Source organism: Flavobacterium sp., assembly GCF_044371705.1.
GTDB lineage: Bacteria > Bacteroidota > Bacteroidia > Flavobacteriales > Flavobacteriaceae > Flavobacterium.
The window spans coordinates 1-3,228 of the sequence record NZ_JBILTE010000246.1; the positions used below are offsets into that span (position 1 = coordinate 1).

General features: G+C 34.0%; 3 protein-coding genes. All 3 read right to left on the reverse strand.

The features are described 5' to 3' along the window. Window positions 1-789: 789 nt before the first annotated feature. On the reverse strand, window positions 790-987 hold the full coding sequence (locus ACIQ2S_RS12385) for a hypothetical protein (protein ID WP_396176444.1): 198 nt from the start codon (window positions 985-987) through the stop codon (window positions 790-792). Between the two features lie 192 nt (window positions 988-1,179). Beyond that, window positions 1,180-2,028, reverse strand: a complete 849-nt coding sequence (locus ACIQ2S_RS12390; protein ID WP_396176446.1) for a DUF4249 domain-containing protein — start codon at window positions 2,026-2,028, stop codon at window positions 1,180-1,182. A gap of 11 nt (window positions 2,029-2,039) precedes the next feature. Continuing rightward, window positions 2,040-3,228: TonB-dependent receptor plug domain-containing protein (locus tag ACIQ2S_RS12395; RefSeq protein WP_396176448.1), on the reverse strand; the 1,189-nt coding region annotated here is incomplete at its 5' end.

The window sequence follows — 3,228 nt, forward strand, 5'->3', positions numbered from 1 at the left end:
CGGTTTTCAGCGAACCCGTTTTGTGTCTTTTTCGTCCCTTTCGGGAAAAATGTCACACAACGATTTGCAAATTGGCGATGGCCGCGAAACCGAAGCACTAAACTGCAAAATTATTACAAATTTATAAAAGAAATACGAACTTCCAAATTAGCACTGAAATAGCGGCTATCGCCAATTTGCTGTTATTGGCTGATGCATCAGTATGATTTGCTATGGCATTGCATTGCAATTATTCATGCGTCATAAAAACAGTCAACTTTCAGAAATGTATATGCGTCACAAAACTTGTCGCTGCAATGCTTTAAAAAGTAAAAGTATTACAATTTTCTTGTCACACAAAAAAACGGTTTTAAGTGCGTTGCTTTACAAATTTTAAAAAATATTTTACGAAATGTTCTTCATAAAAGTTTGTCAAAAAGTCTATAAACATTGATCGTCAGAGATTTTTAAAAACAATTCTTTCGTATTATGGTCGTCAAAAGAGTGGTCGTCAAATATTTTTTAAAACTATGCTTTCACATTATGGTCGTCAAAAGTGTTGTCGTCAAACGCATGCAAAACAAAATATTTTTAAAATTTGTAAACTTTTCAAACGCTGGATTCATGTGATTTTCGATAAAGATTTCACTCAACATTCGATTAAAAACACATTTGTCAAAAGTCGTGCGTGGGAAAAAGCGTTTTTTTAAACAATTGGGTCATTTAAGTTCTGCGCAACGAAATGAAAAAAACAATGGTCAACTTGAAAAAGTCATTAAAAAATTATGGCGTTTTTTTTCTTTAGAAGTCCTAAATACTTTTACTTTTTGAGTCGCACTGCATTTGCCAATAACGTTTTCGGGCTTGGCGAAGGTGGCGATTTTCACCACAAATGTTGATGCGGAGAACCAACATTTGATTAACCACAAATGTGTCTGCGGAGCACTGATCCGCCACTTTTGCCAAACCCGTGTTACCTGCTGGTGTTTCTGTCGTGTTAATAGTCATTTGTGTATTTGTATTTCTGTATAACAATCATTCTACCCGTCTTATCTAATACTCCCACAAGATTGTTAAATGAATACTTGCTGTTCAATTCTTAATTTTGTTAAATGATTGAATTTTAAAGTCAGGAAGTGGTGATTTTGACTAGTATAAAAATGGCAAATGCAAGTGAATATAGTTTTTAATTTTATAAGATTATATCTTTTTTGTTTTGATTGATACACTACAAGCACCAAAATAGCCTAAGGCGTTTTTGTCTGACTTGTTTAAATTCAAGATATTTCCTCTTATTTTCCCAGGCGGCACATCACCAGAAACTGGAGATGATGCTGTTAAATTGAATATGGAGTAATAGTAATTATGCATTTGCTCAGAGATATTTAGTTGATGCATTCTTGCTATGTCTCCTGTAACCACAGGAAAATTATCAAATGGCAAATAGTTAATTAGAGGTTGTCCGTTGAAAAAGTCATCTTTTTGTATGGCTCTATAAATGTTTCCAGGTGAAGGATTTATCATTAATTGCTCGTTTATAAACAATTGCCATAAATAGAAGTTTCTTTCATTCAAAGGATCAGTTGTGTTTACTGTGATAAAATTACCTTCTGGACTACCTAAAGTAGAAGGGAAATAATTTACCGTAAGACTATCTATAGCAGCACCTCCTGCTTTCAGAGTTTCATAAGCATTGTATTCATCTCCTTCATAGTTTATGATTAACTTATAAGTTTTGTTGGTTGCTGCAATAAAACTACTCCTGTAAACACCATTTTCGATATGATTATATGTGTATGTATTTGTTCCATCATTTACCATAACGATTGCGTTTGTTACTGGCAGTGGATTACTATTGCCTGTATAATTAGCGGAAAGGCTGAGCTTTAATTCTTGCTGATTTATAACAGTGTCAAGACCCCATAGAATATTCCCTTCTACAACTAGTTTGGGACTGGTATTTTTTAAATCTAAATTAATTTCTTTTTCGCAAGAAGTAAAAACAGTAGCTATTGCTACCAAAAGACAGATTGTTTTTATTAATTTCATGTTTTTATTATTTAAAATTTAAACTCGTAACTAATGCTTGGTACTAAACCAAAATAGGTAAGCTTATATGCCTTGTTATTTCCTGTTCCTAATCCAGTTTCACTATTGTTATTTGTCAAGGTTTCTTTGAAGGTAATATTTGCGGCATTTTGGCGGTTATACACATTGTAAATACCAAATATCCATTGACTTTTCCACCGTTTTGTTTGTTTACCTTTTAACGTTGCTGCAATATCCAATCTGTGATAATCGGGCAATCGATGGGCATTGCGTTCGCTATATTCTGGTATAGAAAGTCCGTTAAATGAGTATTTTGATTCAGGGTAGGTAGCTGGTCTGCCTGATTGGTAAATGAAATTTGCAGCAATAGACCATTTCTCCGAGATTTTATAGTTTCCAGTAATGGCAATATTGTGAGGCTTGTCATAATTTGTTGAATAGTACGCTCCATTATTGATGCCTTCCCCACCATCGATTCCTGGCGTTCTGCGTTCGGTTTTTGACAATGTATAGCTTATCCATCCCGTAAATCTTCCTTCACTTTTCTTTACCATAAATTCCAAACCATACGAACGTGCATTACCATTTAGTAGAATTGTTTCTGGTGAATTGTTTAAAATAGGTGAAGCACCATCAATAAAATCAAATTGGTTTTGCATCCATTTGTAGTATGCTTCTACACTAAATTCAAATATATTATCCTTAAAATTTCTGAAATAGCCCGTAGCAATTTGGTCAGCCACTTGGGGTTTAATAAATGTAGAACTTGGCGTATAGATATCCAATGGAGTTGGAGAAGTTGCAGTAGAAAGCAAATGAATATACTGGTACATTCGGTTGTAACCCAATTTGATGCTCGACACTTCATTTACTTGATAATTCAAACTGAGGCGTGGTTCAAAGCCAAAAGAATTGTTTAAGAGTTCATTTTTTCTATAATTCTTGTAGGATGAAATGGTTCCTTTCTCATAATTATTGATGACTGGATTATAAACAACCGGATTCCCATTCTCGTAAATTGGAATGGAGTCGTTCGCCATTTGAGCGAATTGAGATATTCTTAATCCATACATTAGTGTAAGTCTGTTAGAAATTCGGTAATCGTCCTGTAGGTATGCATAATTCTCTATAGCCCTTTTTTCCTTATAATTGGTCGGATTAATTGTAGAATTTGCTCCAAAAGGTTTAATATTTCCTGGA